26 protein-coding genes and 1 other RNA gene are annotated in these 22773 nt (G+C 73.0%); 23 read left to right on the top strand and 4 right to left on the bottom strand.

The genetic code is table 11. The features are described from left to right. Positions 1 to 403: 403 nt before the first annotated feature. From QMC84_RS13395 to QMC84_RS13425, 7 genes are read left to right on the top strand one after another with little or no spacing between them, the layout of a single operon-like run. Positions 404 to 1711, top strand: a complete 1308-nt coding sequence (locus QMC84_RS13395) for an ATPase, T2SS/T4P/T4SS family (protein WP_300375312.1) — start codon at positions 404 to 406, stop codon at positions 1709 to 1711. Beyond that, entirely contained in the window at positions 1711 to 2565 is an 855-nt protein-coding gene (locus QMC84_RS13400) for a type II secretion system F family protein (protein WP_300375313.1), read from the top strand. The genes QMC84_RS13395 and QMC84_RS13400 overlap by 1 nt, the downstream gene beginning before the upstream one ends. Further along, positions 2562 to 3503, top strand: a complete 942-nt coding sequence (locus QMC84_RS13405; RefSeq protein ID WP_300375314.1) for a type II secretion system F family protein — start codon at positions 2562 to 2564, stop codon at positions 3501 to 3503. Before QMC84_RS13400 ends, QMC84_RS13405 begins: the two co-directional genes overlap by 4 nt. Before the next feature lie 51 nt (positions 3504 to 3554). After that, on the top strand, positions 3555 to 3761 hold the full coding sequence (locus QMC84_RS13410; protein ID WP_300375315.1) for a hypothetical protein: 207 nt from the start codon (positions 3555 to 3557) through the stop codon (positions 3759 to 3761). Then, a complete protein-coding gene (locus tag QMC84_RS13415; RefSeq protein WP_300375316.1) occupies positions 3761 to 4144 on the top strand; it encodes a TadE family protein in 384 nt (127 codons plus the stop codon). Before QMC84_RS13410 ends, QMC84_RS13415 begins: the two co-directional genes overlap by 1 nt. Next, positions 4141 to 4605, top strand: coding sequence for a hypothetical protein (locus QMC84_RS13420; RefSeq protein WP_300375317.1), 465 nt, complete (start codon positions 4141 to 4143; stop codon positions 4603 to 4605). The genes QMC84_RS13415 and QMC84_RS13420 overlap by 4 nt, the downstream gene beginning before the upstream one ends. Then, positions 4592 to 5053, top strand: a complete 462-nt coding sequence (locus QMC84_RS13425) for a pilus assembly protein TadG-related protein (RefSeq protein ID WP_300375318.1) — start codon at positions 4592 to 4594, stop codon at positions 5051 to 5053. The genes QMC84_RS13420 and QMC84_RS13425 overlap by 14 nt, the downstream gene beginning before the upstream one ends. Positions 5054 to 5173: 120 nt before the next feature. Here QMC84_RS13425 and QMC84_RS13430 read toward each other — a convergent pair whose 3' ends face one another. Continuing rightward, positions 5174 to 7432, bottom strand: a complete 2259-nt coding sequence (locus QMC84_RS13430) for a hypothetical protein (RefSeq protein WP_300375319.1) — start codon at positions 7430 to 7432, stop codon at positions 5174 to 5176. A gap of 89 nt (positions 7433 to 7521) precedes the next feature. Between QMC84_RS13430 and QMC84_RS13435 the strand changes: the two genes are divergently transcribed. Beyond that, entirely contained in the window at positions 7522 to 8016 is a 495-nt protein-coding gene (locus QMC84_RS13435) for a CAP domain-containing protein (RefSeq protein ID WP_300375320.1), read from the top strand. Positions 8017 to 8053: 37 nt separating this feature from the next. On the opposite strand, the gene QMC84_RS13440 is transcribed toward QMC84_RS13435, so the two are convergent. Next, positions 8054 to 8347 carry a hypothetical protein gene (locus QMC84_RS13440; protein WP_300375321.1) on the bottom strand — a complete coding sequence of 98 codons (294 nt, stop codon included), beginning with the start codon at positions 8345 to 8347 and terminating at the stop codon, positions 8054 to 8056. An 88-nt stretch (positions 8348 to 8435) separates the two neighbouring features. Between QMC84_RS13440 and QMC84_RS13445 the strand changes: the two genes are divergently transcribed. From QMC84_RS13445 to QMC84_RS13460, 4 genes are all read left to right on the top strand, one after another. After that, on the top strand, positions 8436 to 10400 hold the full coding sequence (locus QMC84_RS13445) for a PAS domain S-box protein (protein WP_300375322.1): 1965 nt from the start codon (positions 8436 to 8438) through the stop codon (positions 10398 to 10400). Between the two features lie 85 nt (positions 10401 to 10485). Then, positions 10486 to 11235 carry a response regulator gene (locus tag QMC84_RS13450; RefSeq protein WP_300375323.1) on the top strand — a complete coding sequence of 250 codons (750 nt, stop codon included), beginning with the start codon at positions 10486 to 10488 and terminating at the stop codon, positions 11233 to 11235. A gap of 34 nt (positions 11236 to 11269) precedes the next feature. Further along, positions 11270 to 12388 carry a peptide chain release factor 2 gene (gene prfB / locus QMC84_RS13455; protein ID WP_300375324.1) on the top strand — a complete coding sequence of 373 codons (1119 nt, stop codon included), beginning with the start codon at positions 11270 to 11272 and terminating at the stop codon, positions 12386 to 12388. 108 nt (positions 12389 to 12496) lie between these two features. Further along, positions 12497 to 13393, top strand: coding sequence for an oxygenase MpaB family protein (locus QMC84_RS13460; RefSeq protein WP_300375325.1), 897 nt, complete (start codon positions 12497 to 12499; stop codon positions 13391 to 13393). 27 nt (positions 13394 to 13420) lie between these two features. Here QMC84_RS13460 and QMC84_RS13465 read toward each other — a convergent pair whose 3' ends face one another. Beyond that, a complete protein-coding gene (locus QMC84_RS13465) occupies positions 13421 to 14107 on the bottom strand; it encodes a hypothetical protein (RefSeq protein ID WP_300375326.1) in 687 nt (228 codons plus the stop codon). A 69-nt stretch (positions 14108 to 14176) separates the two neighbouring features. Between QMC84_RS13465 and ftsE the strand changes: the two genes are divergently transcribed. The 10 genes from ftsE to QMC84_RS13515 all read left to right on the top strand — a co-directional run bounded on the left by ftsE (position 14177) and on the right by QMC84_RS13515 (position 21709). Next, positions 14177 to 14866, top strand: a complete 690-nt coding sequence (gene ftsE, locus QMC84_RS13470) for a cell division ATP-binding protein FtsE (protein ID WP_300375327.1) — start codon at positions 14177 to 14179, stop codon at positions 14864 to 14866. A gap of 52 nt (positions 14867 to 14918) precedes the next feature. After that, positions 14919 to 15830 carry a permease-like cell division protein FtsX gene (ftsX, locus tag QMC84_RS13475; protein WP_300375328.1) on the top strand — a complete coding sequence of 304 codons (912 nt, stop codon included), beginning with the start codon at positions 14919 to 14921 and terminating at the stop codon, positions 15828 to 15830. Between the two features lie 55 nt (positions 15831 to 15885). After that, positions 15886 to 17145 (top strand): M23 family metallopeptidase, encoded by a 1260-nt coding sequence (locus QMC84_RS13480; RefSeq protein WP_300375329.1) that lies wholly within the window; start codon positions 15886 to 15888, stop codon positions 17143 to 17145. A 93-nt stretch (positions 17146 to 17238) separates the two neighbouring features. Then, a complete protein-coding gene (locus QMC84_RS13485; protein ID WP_300375330.1) occupies positions 17239 to 18081 on the top strand; it encodes a trypsin-like serine protease in 843 nt (280 codons plus the stop codon). A 107-nt stretch (positions 18082 to 18188) separates the two neighbouring features. Further along, entirely contained in the window at positions 18189 to 18668 is a 480-nt protein-coding gene (gene smpB, locus QMC84_RS13490; RefSeq protein ID WP_300375331.1) for an SsrA-binding protein SmpB, read from the top strand. Then, positions 18661 to 19551, top strand: a complete 891-nt coding sequence (locus tag QMC84_RS13495) for an amidohydrolase family protein (RefSeq protein WP_300375332.1) — start codon at positions 18661 to 18663, stop codon at positions 19549 to 19551. Before smpB ends, QMC84_RS13495 begins: the two co-directional genes overlap by 8 nt. A 45-nt stretch (positions 19552 to 19596) precedes the next feature. Then, positions 19597 to 19967, top strand: a transfer-messenger RNA (tmRNA) gene (ssrA, locus tag QMC84_RS13500). 254 nt (positions 19968 to 20221) lie between these two features. Further along, on the top strand, positions 20222 to 20548 hold the full coding sequence (locus QMC84_RS13505) for a metalloregulator ArsR/SmtB family transcription factor (protein WP_300375333.1): 327 nt from the start codon (positions 20222 to 20224) through the stop codon (positions 20546 to 20548). A gap of 43 nt (positions 20549 to 20591) precedes the next feature. Then, the gene (locus tag QMC84_RS13510) at positions 20592 to 21236 is read left to right on the top strand and encodes a dihydrofolate reductase family protein (protein WP_300375334.1); all 645 of its coding nucleotides are present in this window, start codon (positions 20592 to 20594) and stop codon (positions 21234 to 21236) included. An 11-nt stretch (positions 21237 to 21247) separates the two neighbouring features. Further along, entirely contained in the window at positions 21248 to 21709 is a 462-nt protein-coding gene (locus QMC84_RS13515) for an SRPBCC domain-containing protein (RefSeq protein ID WP_300375335.1), read from the top strand. 4 nt (positions 21710 to 21713) lie between these two features. Here QMC84_RS13515 and QMC84_RS13520 read toward each other — a convergent pair whose 3' ends face one another. Beyond that, positions 21714 to 22217 carry a hypothetical protein gene (locus QMC84_RS13520; protein WP_300375336.1) on the bottom strand — a complete coding sequence of 168 codons (504 nt, stop codon included), beginning with the start codon at positions 22215 to 22217 and terminating at the stop codon, positions 21714 to 21716. Between the two features lie 71 nt (positions 22218 to 22288). On the opposite strand from QMC84_RS13520, the gene QMC84_RS13525 reads away from it, so the two are divergent. Beyond that, on the top strand, positions 22289 to 22597 hold the full coding sequence (locus QMC84_RS13525; protein ID WP_300375337.1) for a hypothetical protein: 309 nt from the start codon (positions 22289 to 22291) through the stop codon (positions 22595 to 22597). Positions 22598 to 22773 lie beyond the last annotated feature (176 nt).

Below are 22773 nucleotides of genomic sequence, written 5' to 3' on the forward strand. Positions count from 1 at the left end.
CGGGTTTCGGAGGAAGGCCCCGGGCAGGGATCGGCACGGCAGGACAGGGATGGCAGCGACGGCCGCCGGCGGCGCGCCTCGCACCCGGGAACGCCGGCCCGCCCGTCAGCAGGGCGGGCGGCACCGAGACGAGCACCGCCCACCCCGAGGTCCGCACGCGCCGACCCCAGCGGCCGCGGAACCCGCCGTCGGTCGCGCGAGACGTCATGCGGAGGGTGTCACCCGTCGCTCTGTCCGTACGACGTCCGGCGACCCACCGGCCGGCCGGCCGCCGACCGCAACCACCCATCCCCGCGGGACCCGGCCCCGGCCCGGTCGTTGTCCACAGGCAGCGGCGCCGGCGGGTTTGGCGGGGGCGCCGATCAGGAAGACTCACCGCCAAGGAACCATCTCGGGGAACGCGATGTCACTGACCCATCCGTCGGCGCACCCGGCGCCACACCTGTCGACACACCCGGCAGCCCGGCGTACGGCGAACGCGCACGAGGAGCTCGTCGAGCAGCTCGACCTGCACGTGCGGGAGGTGGTGCGCCGCGAGGCCGTGGACCCGCAGCGTGAGGCCGACCTGGTCCGGCGGATCGCCGAGTCGGTGGTCCGCGAGCACGACGACCGCAGCCTCACCGGTGCGGTCGCGCCGGTGCCCGACGTCGACTCGATGGTCGGCGAGCTGGTCGCCCGGGTCTCCGGCTTCGGGCCGCTCCAGCCGTTCCTCGACGACCCCACGGTCGAGGAGGTCTGGATCAACGACCCGAGCCGGGTCTTCGTGGCCCGCAACGGTCGCCACGAGCTCACCACGCTGGTGCTCACCTCCGCGCAGGTGCAGGAGCTGGTCGAGCGGATGCTGAAGAGCAGCGGCCGGCGGATCGACATCAGCCAGCCGTTCGTGGACGCGATGCTGCCGGAGGGGCACCGGCTGCACGTGGTCCTGGAGGGGATCAGCCGCGGCTTCTCGGCGGTCAACATCCGCAAGTTCGTGCTGCGCGCGGCGCGGCTGCGCGACCTGGTCGAGCTCGGCAGCCTCACGCCGGCCGCGGCCGGCTTCCTCGAGGCCTCGGTCCGGGCCGGCCTGAACGTGCTGGTCGCCGGCGGCACCCAGGCCGGCAAGACCACGATGCTCAACTGCCTGGCGGCGGCGATCCCGGGCGGTGACCGGGTGGTCTCGGCGGAGGAGGTCTTCGAGCTGCGCTTCCCGCACCCCGACTGGGTGCCGCTGCAGACCCGCCAGTCGGGTCTCGAGGGCACCGGCGAGATCCGGCTGCGCGACCTGGTCAAGGAGAGCCTGCGGATGCGGCCGAGCCGGATCATCGTCGGCGAGGTCCGGGCCGAGGAGTGTCTGGACCTGCTGCTCGCCCTCAACGCCGGGCTCCCGGGCATGTGCACGATCCACGCCAACAGCGCCCGGGAGGCGCTGGTGAAGATGTGCACGCTGCCGCTGCTCGCCGGGGAGAACATCTCGGCGCGGTTCGTGGTGCCGACCGTGGCGGCGAGCGTCGACCTGGTCGTCCACCTCGGCGTCGACGAGCACGGCGTACGCCGGGTCAACGAGATCGTCGGCGTGCCGGGCCGGGTCGAGAGCGACGTGATCGAGGTCGAGCCCGTCTTCGAGCGCCGCGGGGCCGACCTGCGGCGCACCGGCGGGATGCCCCCGCACCCCGAGCGCTACGAACGGCTCGGCATCGACGTCCACCGGATGCTGGCCGAGGGGGCGTGATGGGCGCGCTCGTCGGGCTCGGGGTCGGCGTCGGGCTGATGCTCGTCTGGAGCGCGTTCGCACTGCCGCGGGGCACCCGCGCGACGCCCGCGCGCGGCGGCCGGGCCGGCGAGCTGCTGGCCCGGGCCGGACTCGGACAGGTCTCGGTCACCGGCTTCGTCGTGCTCTGTGCCGTGTGCGCTGCGGTCACCGCGGTCGTCCTGCAGGCGGTCTCCGGCACCCCGCCGGTCGCGGTCACGTTCGGGCTGATGGGGGCCTGGGCGCCGGTCGCGATCGTCTCGGGTCGCGCCCGGCGCCGCCAGCGAGAGCTCGCCGAGGTGTGGCCCGAGGCGGTCGACAACCTCACCTCCGCGGTGCGCGCGGGGATGTCGCTGCCCGACGCGCTCACCGCTCTCGGCACCCGTGGACCCGAGCCGCTGCGCGACGCCTTCGACCAGTTCGCCCTCGACTACCAGGTGACCGGCCGGTTCGGTGAGTGCCTGGACCGGCTCAAGGAGCGCCTCGCCGACCCGGTCGGCGACCGGGTCGTGGAAGGTCTGCGGGTCGCCCGCGAAGTCGGTGGCGGCGAGCTCGGCCGGCTGCTGCGCGACCTCTCGTCGTACCTGCGCGACGACGCCCGCACCCGCTCCGAGATGGAGGCGCGCCAGGCGTGGACGGTCAACGGCGCTCGCCTGGCCGTGGCGTCCCCGTGGCTGGTCCTGCTGTTCATGTCCTTCCAGTCCGAGGTGATCCACCGCTACGCCTCACCCGGCGGCGTCCTGGTGCTCGCCGTCGGCGCGGGTGCCTGCGTGGTCGCCTACCGCCTGATGATGCGCATCGGGCGGCTCCCCATCGAGCGGCGGATCCTGTCATGACACCCGCGGTGTGGGGTGCGCTGCTGGGCGCCACGGTCGGCGCCGGACTGCTGCTCGTGGCGGCGCGGGTGCGGGTGATCCGTCGACCCCAGCTCGCGGTGCGGGTGCTGCCCTACGTCCGCGACCTCCCGCAGGTCGGCCGCACGCCGCAGCTGCGGGTCGCCTCGTCCTCGCCGACCTCCGCGGCCGCCGGTGTGTTCGGGCCGGTGCTGCGCTCGGCCGCCGACGCCGTCGAGCGGGTCCTCGGTGGTGCCACGTCCGTACGCCGTCGGCTGCAGCGCGCCGCCCTCGACAAGACCGTCCACGAGCTCCGCATCGAGCAGGTCCTCTGGGGCGTCGTCGGCTTCGCCATCGCCGCGGCGTGGGGCGTGTTGCGGATGCTCACCCAGCCCGGGTCCGCGGTGTCGTCGCTGCTGGCCTGCGGGGTGGCGTTCGTCGTCGGCGTGCTGGCCCGGGACACCTACCTGACCAGCCAGGTGCGCAACCGCGAGCGCCGGATCCTGGCGGAGTTCCCGACCGTGGCCGAGCTGCTCGCGCTCGCGGTCGCCGCCGGAGAGGGGCCGGTCGCCGCCCTGGACCGCGTCGTACGCCGCAGCGGCGGCGAGCTCTCCGCCGACCTGGGCCGGGTCCTGGCCGAGATCCGCACCGGCGAGCCGGTGGCGGCGGCGTTCGACGCGATGGCGTCGGCGACCGGCCTCCCGCTGGTGGCCCGGTTCGCCCAGGGCATCGCGGTCGCGGTGGAGCGGGGCACGCCGCTCGCCGACGTGCTGCACGCCCAGGCCGCCGACGTCCGCGAGGCCGGGCGCCGGGAGCTGATCGAGACCGCCGCCCGCAAGGAGGTCTTCATGATGGTGCCGGTCGTGTTCCTGGTCCTGCCCATCACCGTGCTCTTCGCCTTCTGGCCCGGCGTCGTCGGGCTGCACCTGACCACCCCCTGATCGCCCCCTGATCACCCAGACCCTCGACGCCCTTCGGAGAACGGAAGAACCATGGAACACATCTCGCTCGCGATCACTCGGCTCTCCCTGGCGCTCGGCCTGGTGCTCGGAGCGCCTCGGGTCCGCGACGAGCGCGGCGACGTGCCCGGCTGGGTGATGATCACGGTGATGACCGCCGGCCTCGTGGTCGCGATCACCGCCGTCGCCCAGCCGCAGCTGAAGTCGATGCTCGACTCGGCGCTCAACCAGGTGAAGTAGTGCCTCGTCGCGACCGGCGCGGCTCCGCGGTCGTGGACTTCGTGCTCGTGCTCGTCGTACTGGTCCCGATCTTCCTCGGCATCCTCCAGGTGGCCCTGGTGCTCCTGGTGCGCAACACCCTGGCCTCGGCGGCGTCCGAGGGGGCGCGGTACGCCGCCACCCTGGACCGGGGGCCGGCCGACGGCGTGGCCCGCACCCGCCGGCAGATCGACGGCGCGATCTCGGGTCGCTTCGCGCGCGACGTCTCGGCCCACCCCGCGACCGTCGACGGCGCACCGGGCGTGGAGGTGGTCGTCCACGCCACCGTGCCGGCGCTGGGCCTCGGCGGGCCCGGCATCTCCCTGACCGTGACCGGGCACGCCGTCGAGGAGCAACGACCGTGACCCGGCGGCTCGCCCGGCGCCGGGGCGAGGACGGCAGTGCCCTGGTCGAGCTGACCTGGCTCGGCATCCTGCTCCTGGTGCCGCTGGTGTGGATCGTCGTCTCGGTGTTCGAGGTGCAGCGCGGTGCCTTCGCGGTCAGCGGCGCCGCCCGCGCCGCGGGGCGTGCCTACGCGCTCGCGCCGACCGACGCGGAGGGCTACGCCCGCGCCCGGGCGGTGGCCCGGCAGGCCCTCGCCGACCAGGGCGTGCACGGCGTTCCGCTCGACGTGCGGATCACCTGCTCGCCGTACCCGCACGACTGCCACGCCGGCACGTCGGTGATCACGGTGGTGGTGTCCTCGCGGGTGGATCTGCCCCTGCTGCCCGCCTTCTTCGGGGGCGGGGCGCCGAGCTTCGCGCTGGACGCCACGCACGCGGTGCCGATCGGGCAGTTCCAGGAGGTCGGCCGTGCCGCGCCATGACGGACGCCGTGACCGCACGGAGGCCGGCCAGGCCACGCTGATGATCGTCGGCTTCGCGTTCGTGCTGGCGATGGGCGTCGCGCTGGTCGTCGACGCGTCCGCGGCGTACCTCCAGCGCCAGGGCCTGGACACCGTCGCCGACGGTGCGGCGCTGCGCGGGGCCGACCTGGGCGCGACCGGGCGCGAGGTCTACGCCGGGGGAGTGCCGGCCGACCGGCTGGAGCTGACGGCCGGCGCGGTCCGGGCGTCGGTCCACGACTACCTGGTCTCCTCCGGCGCGTACGCGTCCTATCCCGGGCTGAGCTTCGCCGTCCACGTCGACCGCGCCACCTCGAGCGTGACGGTGCACGTGCGCGCGCCGCTGGACCTGCCGCTCACCGTGCCCGGCTCGCCCGAGACCGCCACCATCGGTGCGTCCGGGTCGGCCGTCGTCGTCGCGGAGCGGTGAGCCGCCCGGGGCCACAACGGGGGGCAGTCCGCCCCTCGGCGGCGTGTCGCCGCGCCGGAGCGCTTCCGAACTGCCCCGCCGGGTGGCCTGTGGAGAAGGGGGGAACGCCGCGGGGGCGCCTCAGCCGGCCGAGGCCACGAACCCCAGGCGGTAGGGGTCGCGGCCGCCGAGGTTGGGCTCGATCCACGAGGTGAACGCCAGCCCGCCGGGAGTGTCGGACCCGGTGATCGACCACAGGCGGCTGCCCCAGCCGTCGGTGGGGTCGGGGGCGACCGCACCGGTCGTGGCGTCGATGAAACGGTGCGAGGCGCCGTCGACCCGGAGCAGGCTGCCGAGCGGCGTGACCCGCAGCAGCACCCGGTTGCCGGTGAACGGCTCCGGGGCGAAGGCCGGGTCGCGGCGCGACCGGGCGTCGAGCAGCGCCAGGCCCGGGCTGGCGAAGTCCGAGCCCTGGTAGACCCGGGTGAAGAGGCCGGCGGCGTACAGCGAGTCGCCGTCGCCCGCGATGTCGTAGACCGGGCCGTCGATCTTGGGGTCGAACCAGCCGCGGCGCTTGCCGGTGGTCGCGTCCACCCGGAGGATCGCGGTGTCGCGGGCCGGGTCGGCCTTGAAGCTGCCGGCGGCGACCAGGTCCCCGCCCACGCTGCCGAGCTCGGTGACGTAGCCGCGCAGCGGCAGCCGGTACGACGCGACCCGCTTGCCCGTCGGGCCGTACACGTCGACCTGGTTGCGCGGGAACCGGACGTCGCTCTCCAACCGGCGGGCGACGTAGAGCCGGTCGCCGATCGTGGTGACGCCGGTGAGGTCGCGCACCCGCAGCGACCTCCCGGGCAGCGCCGCCCCGGTCTCGGCGTCGAGAGCCCGCACCGGCCAGGTGTAGTGGGAGTAGAAGTGGTGGCTCGCCGCCGCCGCGCGCGAGGGGTCGTAGCCCATGAAGTGGGTGTTGGCGACGAACAGCACTCCGTCGCCCGGCACCAGGTCGCCGTACGCGCGCCGCCCGACCGCGAAGCCCGGTACCGGCGCCAGCGTCTCGGCGTCGAGCGCGGCGATGCCCCCGGTGCGCACGAAGTCGGTCATGTAGAAGTGCCCGCCGACGTACGCCTTGCCCCCGGAGAGCTCGACCGCGTTGACCTGCAGGTCGTACGACGGCACCGCGGGGCCGGTCGGCGCGCCCGTGTCGGCGTCCAGCACGGCCAGGCCGCCCACGGGCTCGCCGGCCACCGAGGTGAAGCTGCCCGCGGCCCAGAGCCGGTCGCCGTCGATCGCGAGGTCGTAGACGCCCGCGGCCACGCCGACCGCGTTGCGTCGCGCCGGGATCGCCGGAGCGAACCCGGGGTCGGCGGCACCCGTGGCGGGGTCCAGCGCGACCAGGCGGCCCGCGGCCAGGTCGCCGCCCACGTAGAGGGTGTCCCCGGTGTAGAGCAGCGCGTGCACCCGGCGGTCCGAGGGCGGGCCCGCCCCGAGTCCGGGGTCGAAGCCCGGGTCGGCCGCCCCGGTGGACGCGTCGAGGGCGACCAGGCCGTCGCCGCCGACGTAGAGCCGGTCGCCGCCCAGCGTCATCGCCCGGACCGGCTCCTCGGCGACGGCGTCGAAGCCGGCCACCGGCCCGCCGGTGACCGGGTCCACCGCGGAGACGCTCCCCGCGGCGACGAACAGCCGCGCCGAGCGGTCGCCCGCCGCCGGGGCGAGCACCAGCTCGGTGACCCGCCGGTCCTGGGGCGCGTCGAAGTCGGACACGGCGCCGTCGTCGGTGGCGACGGCCGCCAGGTGGTGGCGGGCCACCCCCTCGACGGCCTCGAACAACCCGCCGACGTAGAGGGTGTCGCCGCCGAGCGCCAGCGCGCTGACCAGGCCGTCGGCGACCGGGAGGAAGCCGGTGTCGAGGCTGCCGTCCGCGAGCACGTGCGCCAGCCCGCCGGCCGGGTGGCCGCCGATCCGGGTGAAGTCACCGCCGAGGTACCAGCCGCCCGACCCGTCGGCGAGCGCGACCGAGACCTGGCCGTCGGCGATCGCCGGGCTCGCGACGCCGGATCCCGTGGCGGCGTCGAGCACGGCGCCGGGCCCGGCGTACCGACCGACGGTGGAGAACCAGCCGTGGGCGTAGACCCGGTCACCGGCGCGCACCAGCTGCTCGATCCGCTCGTCGGCCACGATCGCACCCGCCGGCAGGTCGTCGGTCGTCACGACCGCGGCCCGGCCTGCGGGCACGCTCGCCGAGCCCGTGGCGGGACCGTTCGCCGGACCGCTCGCTGGGTCGTTCGCCGGACCGCTCGCTGGGTCGTTCGCCGGACCGCTCGCGTCGGCGACGCCGAGCCCGAGGGCGGCCACCAGGGCGAGCACGAGCGGGAGGGCGAGCGCGAGCCGGCGGCGTGGGGGCATTCGCGGACGGTAATTCGACATCACCCCATCGGGTGGGTTTACCGTGGGGATTGGCCCAGACGGTCTAGCCCATGATCCGGGAGTGATGCATGACCGACCGACGCCGCTCGATCCGCACCGCCCTGGTGGCCTGCGTCGCGAGCGTGACGATGACCGCCGGCACCCTCGCCGCGGCCGTCACCCTCGCCCCGCCCGCCCACGCGCAGCTGGCGGCGCTGGAGTACCAGGCCGAGGCGTTCACCGTGACCAACGTCCAGCGGCTGCAGCACGCGCGGGTCCCGCTCCGGCACCACGCCTGCGTGCAGAAGTGGGCCGTGCGCCAGGCGCGCAAGATGGCCCGCCAGGAGCGGATGTTCCACCAGGACCTCGCCCGGGTGGCCAAGGACTGCCACCTCTCGCTCGCGGGGGAGAATGTCGCCTACGGCTACCCCACCGGCCGCTCCGTGGTCCTCGACGGCTGGATGAAGTCCACGGGCCACCGCGCCAACATCCTGAAGCGGGGCTACCGGCTGATGGGCATCGGCGCGCGCCGGGCCGGCGGCACCTGGTACGTCGCGCAGGTGTTCGGCCGCAAGGCCCGCTGACCCGCCGGCAGTGCCGCGCGGGGCCGCGCGGGGCCGATCAGCGCTGGGCCGGGTCGCTCACCGTGACGTTGCCCGGGGGCGGGTCGGTGGTGCTGGCCAGCTCGGCGGCCGACACCAGTACGACCGCCAGCAGCCCGAGGCCCGCGATCGCGCCCGCGATGCGCGCGCCGTAGCGCCGCAGGGCGGGGGTCGGACGGACCTCGATGATCATGGTGGGCTCCCCGAAGAGCTGGTCGGCGGACTTGAAGAGAGACGGGTGGCGCCGCCCGAGCAGCGCCTGGGCGCCACGGTTCCACCCCCGCAGCCGGCGCGGACCGGAACGGTGCCTCATCTCCGTGCGCTGCACAAACCTGCAGAACCCCGCAGAACCCGACCGCCGGGCCGCGACACCGGGGCACCCGTTGGGTTAGGTTCCCCTGGTGTCCGGGGTGGTAGGGGACGAGGTGGGCCAGGATCCGGGTGGATCGGCTCGGCGTCCGACGATCGTGATCGTCGACGACGCCGCCGACGTCCGCGCGCTGGTGCGCAGCCGGCTGCGGGTCTCCGGGCGACTCGACGTCGTCGGCGAGGGCGCGACGGGCGTCGAGGCGGTCGAGGCGGTACGCCGGCACCGGCCGGACCTGCTGCTGCTCGACGTGTCGATGCCGCAGATGGACGGCCTGGTCGCGTTGCCCCAGGTCCTCGAGGCCTCGCCGGGAACCCGGGTCGCGATGTACAGCGGGTTCTCCGAGGACGGCCTGGCCCACCGGGCCATCGAGCTGGGGGCCGCCGCGTTCCTGGAGAAGTCCACCCCGCTGGACGTCCTCGTGGACCGGTTGCTGGCCCTGCTGGACGCCGACCCCGAGGCCCCGGCGCCCGGGGAGGAGGACCGCACCGTCCTGCGCGAGCACCAGGAGCGGTTCCGCGAGGTCTTCGACGACGCGGCCATCGGGATGGCCACGGTGACCCTGGCCGGTCAGGTGGTCCGCGCCAACGGCGCACTGGCCGCCCTCCTGGGCCGCGACGCCGACGGCCTGGTCGGGCTGCCGTACGCCGACCTCACCGCAGGTCGCGCCGACCTCGTGGACGACGCCCTCGCCGAGATCCTCGACGGCCGCAGCCGGGTCGTGCAGATCGAGCACGACGTCACCGGCGTGACCCCGCCGCGCCGGGTGCTGGCGACGGTCGCCCCGGTGCTCGACAGCGGCGAGCGGCCCCTCTACCTGTTCTGGCAGGTGCAGGACGTCACTGCGCAGCGCCAGGCCGAGGAGGAGCTGCGCCGCAGCGAGACCCGGTTCCGGCTGCTGGTCGAGAACGTCGAGGACTACGCCATCTTCATGCTCTCGCCCGAGGGGCTCGTGGAGAGCTGGAACGCGGGTGCCCAGCGGATCAAGGGCTACACCGAGAGCGAGATCGTCGGCCGGCACTTCCGCACGTTCTACCCGCCCGAGCTGCAGGAATCCCGGCACCCCGAGCACGAGCTCGAGCTCGCGCTGCGCGACGGCCACTACGAGGAGGAGGGGTGGCGGGTCCGCAAGGACGGTGGCCGGTTCTGGGCCAACGTGCTGATCACCGCCGTCCACGACCAGGCCGGCCGACACATCGGCTTCGCGAAGATCACCCGGGACACGACCGAGCGGCGGGTGATGCTCGAGAACGCCGAGGCGGCCGCCGGGGCGCTCGCCGAGGCGAACGCCCAGCTCCAGCAGGCGGCCGAGGACCAGGCCCACTTCCTGGCCGTGACCGCACACGAGCTGCGCACCCCGGTGGGCGTCCTCGCCGGCACCGCCGAGATGCTGGCCGAGCATGCGGCGGAGCTCGACGCCGAGGAGCGGCGCGAGCTGCTCGCGGGCATGGGCTCGAGCGCCGCCCGGCTGCGGCGGCTGCTCGCCGACCTGCTGACCGCCTCCCGCCTGCAGGCCAGTGCGCTCGAGCTCGAGGTCGAGACCCTCGACGTCGGCGCCCTCGTCGCCGCCGCAGCCGCGGCCGCCCGCCGCGCCCACCCCGGCGCGGAGGTCGAGGCCACCGCCGAGCCCGGGCTGCTGGTCGAGGGCGACCGCGACCGGCTCGGGCAGGCGGTCGACAACCTGGTCGCCAACGCGCTGCGCCACGGGAGCCCGCCCGTCCAGGTCTCGGCCCGGGCCGCCGAGGCCGACCCGGGCACCGTCGAGATCGAGGTCCGCGACGCCGGGCCGGGGGTCAGCGAGGAGATGCGCGAGCGGCTCTTCGGCCGGTTCGCGACCGGCCGCAGCGGCGGTGGGACGGGGCTCGGGCTCTACATCGTGCGCCAGCTGGCCCGCTCCCACGACGGGGACGCGGCGTACCGTCCCGACGGCGGAGGCGGGTCCGCCGGGGGGTCGTTCGTGCTCACCCTGCCCCGGGCGGGCGCCGATGCGGTCCGCTGAACGGGGGTCGACGCACCCGGCGACGCGCGGCGCGGACCGGTCCCGGGTGCGTGCCACGGGCGGCTCGAGCGCCTACGCTTCCACCGTGCCCATCCGCGTCCTCCTGGTGGACGATGTCGTTGAGGTACGCCGGCTGGTCCGCACCTCGCTCCGTTTCCGGGGCGGTTTCGAGGTGGTGGGTGAGGCGGCGGACGGTATCGGGGCCGTTCGGCTCGCCGGACAGCTGCGTCCCGACGTCGTCGTTCTCGACCTCGGCCTGCCCGACATCGCCGGGCGCGAGGTCCTCACCCGCGTGCGCGAGGCCTCGCCGGTATCCAAGGTCGTCGTGTTCTCCGGGCTGGAGACCGCCGACCGTGCCTGGATCCGCGCCCACACCGAGGGGTTCGTCCTCAAGGACGCGGACCTCGGCTACCTCATCGACCTGCTGGAGTCGGTGGGCGGCAGCGCGGACACCCGGGCCACGATCGACCTCCCGGACGACCTGCGCAGCGTCAGCGTCGCCCGGCGCTTCGTCCGCGACAAGCTGGCCGAGTGGGGGGTCGACGGCCCGGTCGACGACGCGCTGCTGGTGACCAGCGAGCTGGCCGCCAACGCGCTGACCCACGCCCGCTCCTCCTACCGGCTCCGGCTCTCCGTCAGCGACCGGGCCCTGCGGATCGAGGTCGCCGACGCCGGTGTCGGTACGCCGGAGCCGCAGCCGCTCACCGAGACCGAGGAGCACGGCCGCGGCCTGCACCTGGTCGGCGCCCTGGCGGCGTCGTGGGGGATGGAGGCCGCGGGCACCGGGAAGCGGGTCTGGGCCGAGCTCCCGCTGTCCGTCGCGGTCGCCGAGTAGGCCCGCACCGCACCGCACCGTAACCTTGGTCCTTGTGGCAGGACCGGACTACGACACAGAGATCAAGCAGCTCCAGGCGACGATGCACACCATCGAGCAGGTGCTCGACCTGGGGGCGATGCGCGTCGAGATCGCCGACCTCGGCGAACAGGTCGCCGCACCCGACCTCTGGGACGACCAGGCCAACGCGACCCGGGTGACCGGCCGGCTCTCCGCGCTCCAGGGCGAGCTGGACCGCTTCACGGGCCTGCACGACCGGATCGAGGACCTCGCGATCATGGTGGAGATGGCCCAGGAGGAGGGCGACGCCGACGCGCTGGCCGACGTCGACGCCGAGCTGGCCCGCCTGAAGAAGTCCGTCGAGGGCCTCGAGGTGCGCACCCTGCTCTCCGGCGAGTACGACGCCCGCGAGGCGATCGTGTCGATCCGCTCGGGCGCCGGCGGCGTCGACGCGGCCGACTTCGCCGAGATGCTGATGCGGATGTACACGCGCTGGGCCGAGCAGCACAAGTACCCCGTCGAGGTCTACGACGTCTCCTACGCCGAGGAGGCCGGCATCAAGTCGGCCGAGTTCGCGATCCACGCGCCGTACGCCTACGGCACCCTGTCCGTCGAGGCGGGCACCCACCGCCTGGTCCGGATCAGCCCGTTCGACAACCAGGGCCGCCGCCAGACGTCGTTCGCCGCCGTCGAGGTGGTGCCGGTGCTCGAGCAGACCGACGAGATCGAGATCGACGAGAACGACGTCCGCACCGACGTCTTCCGCTCCGGCGGCCCCGGCGGCCAGTCGGTCAACACCACCGACTCCGCCGTCCGCCTGACCCACCTCCCGACCGGCATCGTGGTCAGCTGCCAGAACGAGAAGTCCCAGCTGCAGAACAAGGCCTCGGCCATGGTGGTCCTCAAGGCCAAGCTGCTGGCCAAGAAGAAGGCCGAGGAGGCCGCGCTCAAGAAGGACCTGAAGGGCGACGTCGCCGCGGCCTGGGGCGACCAGATGCGCAACTACGTGCTGAACCCGTACCAGATGGTCAAGGACCTGCGCACCGGCTACGAGGTCGGCAACCCCCAGTCGGTCTTCGACGGCGACGTGGACGACTTCATCGAGGCCGGCATCCGGTGGCGCCGCGGCGCCGAGAAGGCCGCCGCCAACTGAGGTCCGCGTCGCACCTGACGGATCTGTCGCGAGATCGCCAGATCCGGGACAGATATGTCAGGTGCGCGGCCGCTGCCGGATTGTCAGAACCTGTTCTAGGGTCGGCCCATGCGGCGTGACCACTGGAAGAGGCGCAACGACTCGCTCGACCCGGAGACCGACTTCGTCGAGATCTACCGCAACGTCGTGATGTACGAGTTCCCCTGGGACATGAACCAGGCGCTCAGCTTCGCGCTGTTCCGCACCTACGCCGTGCCCGGCATCGGTCGGCTGCTCGAGGAGACCGGGGCGTTCACCGAGCAGGTGCAGAAGCGGTACGACGACACCGCGCTGCTGCTCGAGCCGCCGACCCGGCTGGGCTTCGAGCACCCGGAGTCGCGGGCCGCGATCCGCCGGATCAACACCATGCATCGTGCCTACGACATCCCCGACCACGAGTTCCGCTACGTCCTCTCGACGTTCGTGGTCGTCCCGAAGCGCTGGCTCGACGACTACGGCAAGCGCCCGCTGACGCCGACCGAGCTCGAGGCGTCGGTGCGGTACTTCCGCACGCTCGGGCGGCACATGAACATCCGTGACGTGCCGGAGACCTACGCCGGGTTCGAGGAGCTGATGGACTCCTACGAGGCCGAGCACTTCGCGTACGACGAGGGCGCCCGGCGGGTCGCCGACGCGACGCTGGCGCTGATGCAGACGTTCTACGCCCCACCGGTGCGCCGGCCGGCCCGGCTGTTCGCCCGCGCGCTGATGGACCAGCCGCTGCGCGAGGCGTTCCGGTACGGCGCGCCGCCGGTGGCCGTCCAGCGCGCCAGCCGCGCCGCGCTGCGGGCCCGGGGCCTGGCGCTGCGCGCCTTCCCGGCCCGGCGCTCGCCGAAGCGGATCGAGGACATCTCCTGGATCCGCAGCTACCCCGACGGCTACCGGATCGAGGAGCTCGGCACCTTCCCGGTGCCCGGCGTCGCGGGCTGCCCGGTCCGCCACGAGCGGGCCACGTCCACGACCTGAGCCGGCCCGGGTCGGTACGACGAGGGCTCAGGCGGCCGCCGCCTGCAGGACCGTCGCGCACCAGCGGCCGGCGCGGTCCAGCGCCTCGGCGGGTGGCACCGGCACGGACCCGGACGTCTCCACCGAGCAGGAGAGCCAGGCGTCGCCGAACAGCCCGTGGAACGCCGTGACCACCCCCGAGCCGCCGGTGCCGCCCGCGCACCGCACCGCCACCCCGAGGGACCCGAAGCGGGGCGCGTCGGCGATCGGCTCGCAGCCCTCGGCCCGCGTGGCCGCGCGCCGCAGGTCCTCGGCCTGGCCGGCGGGCACCGGCGGGGCGAACACCCAGGCGCGGAGCGCCGTACCGTCCGCGGCCCACCGGCAGCCGTACTCGTGGGCGACGTCGGTCAGGTCGGGGGTGAGCGCGGCGCGCTCGCCGTTGGCCCACGCGGTGGCATCGCCGGGAGTCGCGCCGAGCGCCTCCTCGACCGCGGCCGGAGCCACCCGGGCGCAGAAGTCGTCGCGGGCCACCGTGACCGTGTCGGTCGCCACCTCCCCCAACGGGGTGCTGGAGGCCGGCGCCGGGGCGGGCTTCGGCGCTTCGCCCTCGCAGGCGGTCGTGAGCGCCAGGAGGCCGGCGAGCAGGCCGGCCAGCAGGCCCGGCAGTCGGACCGGCAGCCGGACCGGCAGCGGCCCCGCGAGCGGGACCGGCGTCTGAGCGCGCAGATGAGGCACGGGGACAACCTACGACCCTGGGACACGCGTCCCGGGACTCGTTAGGTCCAGGGTCTACGCTCGACTCCCGTGATCCGGTTCGAGAAGGTGGTCAAGACCTACCCAGGCCAGGCGAGCCCCGCGCTCGACCAGGTCTCGGTCGACGTCGACAAGGGCGAGTTCGTCTTCCTGGTCGGCACCTCGGGCTCCGGCAAGTCGACCTTCCTGCGGCTGGTGCTGCGCGAGTACCGCGCCACCTCGGGCCGGATCTACGTCGCCGGCAAGGAGATCAACCGGCTCGCCAGCTGGAAGGTGCCGCGGATGCGCCGCCAGATCGGCACCGTCTTCCAGGACTTCCGGCTGCTGCCCAACAAGACCGTCGCCGAGAACGTCGCGTTCGCGCTCCAGGTGATCGGCCGCTCGCGCTCGGAGATCAGCCGGCTCGTGCCCGAGACCCTGGAGCTGGTCGGCCTCGACGGCAAGGGCGACCGGATGCCGGACGAGCTCTCGGGCGGCGAGCAGCAGCGGGTCGCGATCGCCCGGGCGTTCGTGAACCGGCCGATGATCCTGATCGCCGACGAGCCGACCGGCAACCTCGACCCGACCACCTCGGTCGGCATCATGAAGCTGCTGGACCGGATCAACCGCACCGGCACCACCGTCCTGATGGCCACCCACGACGCCGGGATCGTCGACCAGATGCGCAAGCGCGTCATCGAGCTCGACGACGGCCGGGTCGTGCGCGACCAGGCGCAGGGCATCTACGGCTTCCAGCACTGACCCCGATCACCTTCCCGAGCACCGACCACCGAACGAGGACCTCCACTCCCACATGCAGCTTCGCTACGTCTTCTCCGAGCTCGGCCAGGGCCTGCGCCGCAACCTGTCGATGCACCTGGCGGTGATCCTGACCCTGTTCGTGTCCCTCACGCTCGTGGGGCTGGGGGTGCTGCTCAACCAGCAGGCCACCAAGGCCGCCGACCAGTGGGGCTCGGAGCTGCAGATCACGGCGTTCCTGTGCAAGGCGCGCGACGACAACCCGGCCTGCGCCAGCGAGGTCACCGACGCGCAGAAGGACCGGATCACCAAGGTCATCGAGGAGAACCCGGAGGTCGATGGCTACCGCTTCGAGACGAAGGCGGAGGCGTTCGCGAAGATCAAGGACCTCCTCGGCACCGAGAAGTTCGAGGGGCCGAACCCGGCCGCGACCGCCGACGACATGCCGGAGTCGGTCTGGATCACGCTCAAGGACCCCGACGAGTACGCCGGCATCGAGAGCGCGATCGTCGGCCTCGACGGCGTCTCGAACGTCCGCGACCAGCGCCAGATCGTCGGCCCGGTCCTGCAGGGCCTGCGCGTGATGCAGTGGGGCGCGTTCTGGATCGCCGCGTTCCTGGTGCTGGCGGCGCTGCTCCTGGTGGCGAACACGATCCGGCTCGCGGCCTTCGCGCGGCGCCGCGAGATCGGCATCATGCGCCTGGTCGGCGCGTCGACGCTCTACATCGCGCTGCCGTTCATCATGGAGTCACTGGTGACCGCGGCGATCGCCGTCGGCGTGTCCATCGGCACCCTCGGCGCCTTCATGTGGTTCGCCGTGCACGGGCGGCTGGAGGACCTGGTGGGGTTCATCCCGTGGATCGGGGCCGGAGAGTTCACCGTCGCCGCGATCTGGGTCGCGGTGCTCGGCCCGATCCTGACGCTGCTTCCGACACTCGTGCTGACGCGCAAATACCTCAAAGTCTGATCCGGGCACGTTACCGTCGAGGAGTTCTCTTCCCCGAACACGTGAAGGCAGACCGGTGCGTCTCTTCCCCCGTACCGCACGCCATCGCCTGGCGGCAGCCACCGTGGCCTGCACCCTGGCGATCGGTGCGCTGACCGTTCCCCTCGCGAATGCCGAGCCGAAGGACCTCAAGCACAAGCAGCAGCAGGCCCAGCAGCAGGTCAAGAGCGCCCAGCACGACCTCGATGAGTCCAGCTCCCGGCTGCGCAATGCCCAGGCCGCGGTGGACCGGGCGATCCACGAGCTCGCGACCGCCCGCGGGGAGCTGCAGGCCGCCAGCGCCCGGCTCCAGGCCGCCGAGATCCGCGACCACGAGATGCAGGTCCGCCTCGAGGCCGCCGAGCAGCGCCTCGACGACGCGCAGGCCGACCTCGACGACGGCCAGGCCGCCCTCGACGACCAGCGACTGAAGCTGACCGACACGGTCACCGACATCTACGAGCAGGGTGACCCGCAGCTGCTCGCCTTCGCCACGCTGCTGGAGTCGCGCAGCACCGCTGACCTGACCCGCCAGTCCGCGCTCAACGACGTGATCGTCGGTCGCGAGGCGCGGGCGTACGACGACCTCCACGCCGCCGAGGTGCTGCTCCAGGTCCGCGAGAACCAGGTGCAGGCCGCCCGCGACGACGTCGAGGTGCAGCGCCGGGCTGCCGCCGACCATCTCGTCACCATGGAGACGCTGCACCAAGAGGCGCGCACCGCCCGTGACCGGGTGCTGACCCTGGTCGTCACCCGACGCGACGCGCGGGCCGGCGCGATGCGGGCCCGCCAGCAGGACCGCGCGGAGCTGCGGGAGGCCAAGCGCCGCGAGAACCGCATCAAGCAGCAGATCCTGGCCGCCGCCCGGCGCGCCAGGGGCGGCTACAACGGCCCCACCAACGGCCTGATGATCCGCCCGGTCCCGGGCGTGGTCACCTCGCCGTTCGGCTACCGGATCCACCCGATCTACCACTACTGGGGCCTGCACGACGGCACCGACTTCGGCGTCTCCTGCGGCGAGGCGATGCGCGCCGTCGCCGGCGGCACCGTGATCGCCAAGTACTACTCCGCGGTCTACGGCAACCGCCTCTACCTCAGCCTCGGCAACATCAACGGCAAGAACGTCACCGCGGTCTACAACCACGCCACCGGCTACCGGGTCGGGGTCGGCGACCGCGTCAGCCAGGGCGAGGTCGTCGGGTACGTCGGCTCCACCGGCTGGTCGACCGGCTGCCACCTGCACTTCACGATCCTGGTGAACGGCGCCGCCGTGGACCCGATGAACTGGCTGCCCTGACCCGCCAGAACTTCTCGGCCCAGGGGTCTCCCGCTGGACGATCTTCTGTGATGGACTCCCTCTCCTCGGGGGAATGACGAGAGGGAGCGATACATGAAGAAGTTGTTCTGCGCGGCGCTCGCGGCCGCGATGCTGCCGGTGCTGTTCCTCGCCCGGCCCGCTCAGGCCAGCACGGGCGGCACGTTCGACGCGGCCAACCAGTACTCGAACGTCGGCCTGATCCTGTTCTACGACGCGACCGGCCGCTATCGCTGCAGCGCGACCCTGATCAGCCCGACGGTGCTGGTCACCGCGGCGCACTGCACGGACGGTGACGTCGGCAAGGTGCTCGTCGACTTCCGGAACTTCGTCTCCGACGGGCCCACGAGCGGGTACGCGCCGGCCGCGAAGCCGTCGGCGGGCTACACCGCCAAGGAGATCGCGGCGATGGGCTTCGTCTCCGGCACGGCACACACCCACCCGCAGTACTCCGACTTCACCGACATGGACAACTGGAACGACGTCGGCGTGGTCGTCCTCGACAAGGCCGTGAAGATCAAGCCGGCCCAGCTGGCCGGCCTCGGGGTGCTCGACCAGATCGGGACGGAGAACCTGCGCAGCACCCTGTTCCGGGCCGTCGGCTACGGCACCGAGGTGCGCCAGGCCGACAGCGGTCCGCAGAACCCGACTCCGGAGAGCTTCCCGATCGAGCGTCGCTACGTCGACATGCCCGGCCAGAAGCTCACCCCGCAGATCCTGCAGACCAACGGCAACGAGAACGACCCCTTCGGCACCGGCGGCACCTGCTTCGGCGACTCCGGCGGTCCGGTGTTCTACCAGGGCGAGATCGTCGCGGTGACCAGCTACGGCTACACCTCGAACTGCCGCTACCTCGGCGGCTACCAGCGCGTGGACATCGCGGTCACCCAGGACTGGGTCAGCTCCTTCCTCAACTGATCGGCGTCGACCGATCCGCCGCGTCTGATCCACGTCGAGTCGGCGCCAGGTGCCGGAACCTGGCGCCGACTCGGCATTCCGGTTGCCGGTCCTGGGAGAATGGGCGGATGGCCAAGGAGCAGGGGCGCAAGCTGATCGCGCAGAACAAGAAGGCGCGGCACGACTACCACATCGAGGACACCTACGAGGCCGGCCTGGTCCTCCAGGGCACCGAGGTGAAGTCGCTGCGGCAGGGGCGTGCCTCGCTGGTCGACGGCTTCGTGGACATCGACGAGCACGAGGCCTGGCTGCACGGCGTGCACATCCCGGAGTACTCCCAGGGCACCTGGACCAACCACGCCGCCCGCCGCAAGCGCAAGCTGCTCCTCAACCGCGACGAGATCGACAAGATCGAGCGCCGGGTCAACGAGAAGGGCCTCACGGTCGTACCCCTCGCGCTCTACTTCAAGGACGGCCGGGCCAAGGTCGAGATCGCGCTCGCCAAGGGCAAGAAGTCGTGGGACAAGCGGGCCGCGCTCGCCGAGCGCCAGGCCAACCGGGAGACCGAGCAGGCGGTCGGCCGCCGGCTGAAGGGCATGCATGACTGAGCACCCGGACGTCGCGGCCGTCCGCGCGTTCTGGGCGCCGCTCGGCCTGCCGGGGCTCTTCGACGTGCACGCGCACTTCCTGCCGCCGAACATCCAGCGCGCCGTCTACGCAGTCTTCGACAGCGCCGGCCCGAAGATCGGTCGCGAGTGGCCGATCCGCTACCGCCAGTCGCACGAGGAGCGCGTCGAGCTGCTGCGCGCGATGGGCGTGCGGCGGTTCCCCACGCTGCCCTACGCCCACAAGCCCGGCGTCGCCACCTACCTCAACGACTGGGCGGCGGGCTTCGCGCGGGACGTGCCGGAGTCGCTGTGGTCGGCCACGTTCTACCCCGAGGTCGGGGCGGCGTCGTACGTCGCCTCCGCGCTGGCCGCGGGAGTCGAGGTGTTCAAGGTGCACCTCCAGGTGGGGGAGTTCCACCTCGACGACCCGCTGCTCGACGAGGTGTGGGGCCTGCTCGAGGACGCGGGGACGCCGGTGGTCGTGCACGCGGGCTCCGGCCCGGTCGGCAACGAGTTCACCGGCCCGGCCTCGACCGAGCGGCTGCTGCGGCGCTTCCCGCGGCTCACCCTGGTCCTGGCGCACATGGGTGCGCCGGAGTGCGCGGAGTTCCTCGAGGTCGCCGAGGCCCACGAGCGGGTGTTCCTCGACACCACGATGGTGTTCACCGACTTCTTCCCGCCCTACCCGCCCGAGCTGGTGCCCCGCCTGCGCGACCTGGGCCACCGGGTGCTGCTGGGCAGCGACTTCCCGACGATCCCGTACCCCTACGCCCATCAGCTCGAGGGGCTGGCCCGGCTCGACCTCGGCGACGACTGGCTGCGCGCGGTGTGCTGGAGCAACGGCGCGCAGCTCTTCGGAGCGGGTCCGCCCGGGAATCGATGAGGACCGGCGTGCGTTCTGCACGTAGACTGGAAGCACAACTCAAGAGGGGCTGATCGGTTTCGACTTGGGACGTTAGTTCCAGGGGAAGCGGGTCGAGAAGCCAGCGTCATCTCGTAAACGATCGCTGGAAACCTATAACTGCCAACACCAATCGCAGTTCCTTCGCTCTCGCTGCCTGAGCAGTGATCGAAGCGTCAGTCCGGGCACCTGTCTCCGTCCCGGGTCCTGGCGTCAGCTAGGAGACTTGCTGCTCACTCCGCGTCATGGAGGGTGAGCGGGACTATTCCGTGACTGAGCCTGTCGGGGACGTGTCCGTGCGAGCCCCGGGGCCGAGAAAGGCGACAGCACGGACTGCACCCGGAGAAGACCTGGTTCGACGCTCGAGGACGCGGGTTCGATTCCCGCCAGCTCCACACGTGAAGACCGCCCCCGGCGACAGCGCTCCGCGCTGTCGCCGGGGGCGTCGTCGCGTGTGGACCGAGCCGAGTCGGCGGTTCTGCACCGGGGGAGCGAAGCGGAGGAGGTGCCGAAGCGCCAACTCGGCGATCGCCGCCGACGGCGGGTGACCACGTCGTACGTCGGGCGCCGCCCGCCGGGGAGGCTCCGGTCGCTGTGCCGCCCGGCCGCAAAGCGGTTGACGGCACCCATCCAGTGCCCAATAGTTAGGTACGTGCCTAACTATCACGACGAGCTCGACGCCGTGCTCCGCGCCCTCGCGGACCCGACGCGTCGCGCCGTCGTGGAGCGGTTGGCGAAGTCGCCGGCCGTCGTGTCCGAGCTCGCGGCGCCGTTCTCGATGGCGCTGCCGTCCCTCCTGCAGCACCTGCGCGTCCTCGAGGACGCGGGTCTGGTCACGTCGGAGAAGCACGGCCGGGTCCGCACCGTGAGCCTGCGACCGAGCGCGCTCGACGTCCTGCACCTGTGGCTCGGCGAGCAGCGCACCCCGGCCGAGCGCCAGGCCGACCGGCTGGCCATCCACCTGAACAGAGCCACCTGAACAGAGCCACCTGACCCCGCACCCCCGCGAAGGGACCCCTGACATGACCCGCGTCCGCATCGACCTGAACATCTCGCTGGACGGCTACGCCGCCGGCGAGCAGACCCCGGAGAACCCGATGGGTGGAGACTGGGAGCGCCTCACCGGCGCCTACGCCGCGACCCGCACGTTCCGCGAGCGCGTCCTCGGCGACACCAGCGGCGGTGGCACGACCGGCGTCGACGACGCCTACGCCGCGGCGTACTTCGAGGGCGTCGGCGCCGAGATCATCGGCGCCGCCATGTTCGGCCTGCACTCGTTCCCCGACGACCCGGACTGGACGGGCTGGTGGGGCGACCGGCCACCGTTCGGGTGCCCGGTCTACGTCCTCACCCGTACGGCGCCGCGTCCGTCGCTCCCGATGGAGGGCGGAACGACGTTCCACTTCCGCAGCGCCCCGATCCAGGACGTGCTCGCCGAGGCGGTCGAGGCCGCCGGCGGCTCGGACGTGCGCGTCGGCGGAGGCGTCGGCACCGCACGCGACTTCCTGCGCGCCGGCCTGGTCGACCGACTGCACGTCGCGATCGCGCCGATCCTGCTCGGCGGGGGGACCCGGCTGTGGGACGACCTGCGTGGGCTCGAGCTCACCCACCAGGTGACGACGGAGGTCGCCGAGAGCGGCACCGTCCACGTCACCTTCGCGCGCTAGGACACCGAGCCATGACGATCGAGCGCCGCCTCGCCCACGCCGGCTTCACCCTGACCCGCGACTACCCCGTTCCCGTCGATCGGGTCTGGGCCGCCTTCGCCGAGGAGGACCAGAAGCGCGCCTGGTTCGGCGCCGGCGACGCGTTCGAGCCCGGTGAGTGGGCCTTCGACTTCCGGGTCGGTGGGCGCGACGTCGCCGAGGGGGCGTTCCACGACGGCCCGGTCTCGCGGTACGTCGCGACGTACACCGACATCGTCGAGCAGGTCCGGATCGTCACGACGTACGACATGTGGCTGGACGGGGTGCACATGTCGACGTCGGTGGCGTCACTGGAGTTCGAGGCGATCGACGAGGGCACCCGGTTCACCCACGTCGAGCACGGCGTGTTCTTCGACCGGTTCGACGCGGACGCGCCGCAACGCGAGGCGGGCAGCCGGGGCCTGCTCGAGATCCTGGGCCGGCACCTCGCCTGAGGTGCTACGTCCCCGCCGACGCGTCCGGCTCGTAGGCGCCCTGCCGGGTCTCCACCCGGACCGGCCCGGAGCCCCGCTCCAGGGTCACGGCCAGGTCGCCGAACTCGACCACGGTGCGCTCGTCCGCGGTGGCGGCGTCGAGCACGAGCCGCGGCTGCTCGCCGTGCCGGCCGGCGCGCCAGGAGCCCCGGCGTCCGTACCACCACAGGTCGCCGGAGTCGTCCTCGACGAAGTAGTCGGTGGTGTAGTCGTCGCCCAACCGCCAGGTGAGCGCCGAGGCGTAGGTGCCGTCGATGTCGTAGGTCTCGTCGACGAAGATCAGCAGCAGCTGCCCACCGGGACCCTCGAACGCGCGGACGTCCTCGGGCGCCATCGCGAGCCACGAGTCCTGGGCCTGCGCGGGTGCTGACGTGGGGGCGGGCGTGGGCGTGGGCGACGCAGTCGTGTCGGAGGAGCAGCCCGGAAGGAGTAGGAGGAGCAGGACGAGCAGGACCACCGCGGGCTTCACGCGCCCATGATGGCGGTTCGTCCCGGCGGCCGCGAGGGAGGCGCTGCGGGTCACCTGGCTAGCGTGGCGGCGTGAGCGTGACGGTGCGGCTGCCGGGCGCGCGGGTCGACACGTGGCGAGCGATCTCCGGCGAGACGAGGTGGGTCGACTACTCCTGCCAGCAGACCGGCGCCGACCTCGTGGTCTACGTCCACACGTTCCGCCGGGTCCGCGAGCGCCTCGACCGCAGCCAGGACCTCCTGCTGTGGAAGCCGGGCACCACCCGGGTCGCCCGGCGGTACGCCGCAGGGGAGTGGGACGAGGTGGTCCGCGCCGAGCGGGAGTGGCCCCCGGCCGAGCTCCGGCGGGTCCTGCGGCGACGAAGGCTGAGTTCGGGCTAGGCCTCGTCGAGCCCGTGCGTGATGGCGTAGCGGGACATACGCCCAGATTTCGTCCGCTCGACGCCTGCAGGGGTTCCATTTCTCCCGGGTTCGGAGTATTCAAGGGGAGTACGTAGTCGGCAGGCCTCGGGAGCGCCCTTACGCAGCGGCGCTGGCCGAGGCCTTGCCGTGTGGGG

Origin of the sequence: Nocardioides sp. (assembly GCF_030019515.1) — a bacterium.
Taxonomy (GTDB): Bacteria; Actinomycetota; Actinomycetes; order Propionibacteriales; family Nocardioidaceae; genus Nocardioides.